The organism is Sporosarcina sp. Y1011, from assembly GCF_057669885.1.
In genome coordinates this window covers 1-1,584 of the sequence record NZ_JBYHFP010000043.1, presented here as the reverse complement: position 1 = coordinate 1,584, position 1,584 = coordinate 1, and the positions used below count along the sequence as shown (strand labels likewise).

At 38.1% G+C, this 1,584-nt stretch carries 1 protein-coding gene; it reads right to left on the bottom strand.

All coding sequences use genetic code 11. From position 1 onward, the window contains the following. Positions 1-136: 136 nt before the first annotated feature. Positions 137-1,339 carry an IS110 family RNA-guided transposase gene (locus tag AC25Y5_RS18885; RefSeq protein WP_488141643.1) on the bottom strand — a complete coding sequence of 401 codons (1,203 nt, stop codon included), beginning with the start codon at positions 1,337-1,339 and terminating at the stop codon, positions 137-139. Positions 1,340-1,584: the final 245 nt, after the last annotated feature.

Genomic DNA, 1,584 nt, shown 5'->3' with positions numbered 1-1,584 from the left:
AACTAAACCAGCTAATAGGATGTCAATATTTTTCTTTAAAATTACTATTAATCTTATGATATACTATTTTGTGCATGACAAATAGCCCTCCAAAAACCTTCTGGAAGGTTTTCTCTTAATTACTTGTAACCAGTAATTACGTTATATCTTGGAAAGTCTCTTTTCTATTTAATAAAGCATAAATCCAGTGAAGCAGTTTGGTAATACAGGCTACTATCGCCACCTTGGAAGGCTTTCCTTCTAATTTCTTTTTATCATAGAATTCTTTCAGCTTTTTGTTTCTTGAACTTCTTATACCGCACAATACGGCAAGATACAAAGCATGGCGTAATCTACTTGAACCTCGTTTAGTAATACGATTGGTTGTGGCAGTAAACTTTCCTGATGAGTGAACACTGGGATCTACTCCTGCAAAGGCAACCAGTTTTTTCGGATGACTAAACCGATCGATTTCACCAATTTCGGAGATAATCGTTGCAGCGATTTTTTCTCCGATTCCAGGAATCGATTGTACAACCTTGTATTCTTCTAATTCATTCGCCATCGTCACAATACGACTTTCTAGCTCTGAAAGGTGTGTCTGGTACTGAAAAAGCAACTCAATATACATTTGAATGTTGATTAAGTGACTGTCATACACCACTTTTTGAAATGGATTTCGCGATGCGGAATCCATTAATTTTTTGGCCTTACCCAGTGCCCATTGACTAGATCGTCTTGGACAAAACTCCATCACACACTCCGCTAGCTTACTTTCTCCAGCTGCTAGTACATCTTCTGAAGTAAGGTATTTCTTTAACATCAATAAAGAAACCTTCGAATAAAGATCACCAAAAACCTTGCGGTATTCAGGAAACACTTGATCTAAAATAGTATGAAACTGCAGTTTAGCCTCCACATACATATTCGTCACAATCTCCTGTTGTCTGGAAAGATTTCTAAGATTTAATAATTGGATTCCTCGGTTTTTATGAGGTTCAAAATCTTCTTTGTAATAAAGCACACACAGCTGATATGCATCAATCTCGTCTGTTTTTACCTTTCTTAAACTGGACCTCTTCGCCTGATAAGAAATGATCGGATTAAGTAAGATATATAAAACGCCATGTTCCTCCAAGTATTGAATAACAGGAGAGTGATAGTGACCTGTAGATTCTAAAATGACCATAGGCATTTGCCCAGTCATCCCTTCCATCTCCTTTAAAAAGCCTATAAAACGGTCTAACTCCTCTTTTGTATGCTTCATAGAATAACTCTTTCCAAACGGCTTCGATTTATCTAAAAACGCCTGAACTTGGCTCTCTCCTTTAGCCACATCCAGACCAACTACTGGGTTCATTTAGCTTCCTCCTCTGACTTCACTCACCAGTACCCCTATTCCTCCATGCAGTATCATAGCTTCGCTTGTTATACGAGATCTATGTCCCAACCAGCCTCAAACATGTTTCTACAAGTAGGGGGTGGACAGTTTAGTTCACGGGATCATTGTCCCACGCACCCGTACGTCCTACCCTGGCTACTGATATATTAAATCCTATAAAAATAAGGTCAACCAGTAAAAACTGGTTAACCTTATAATACGAA

Bases quoted from the DNA above. Each gene is read 5' to 3' on its own strand.
- AC25Y5_RS18885 (WP_488141643.1), bottom strand. From the start codon at position 1,339: ATGAACCCAGTAGTTGGTCTGGATGTGGCTAAAGGAGAGAGCCAAGTT.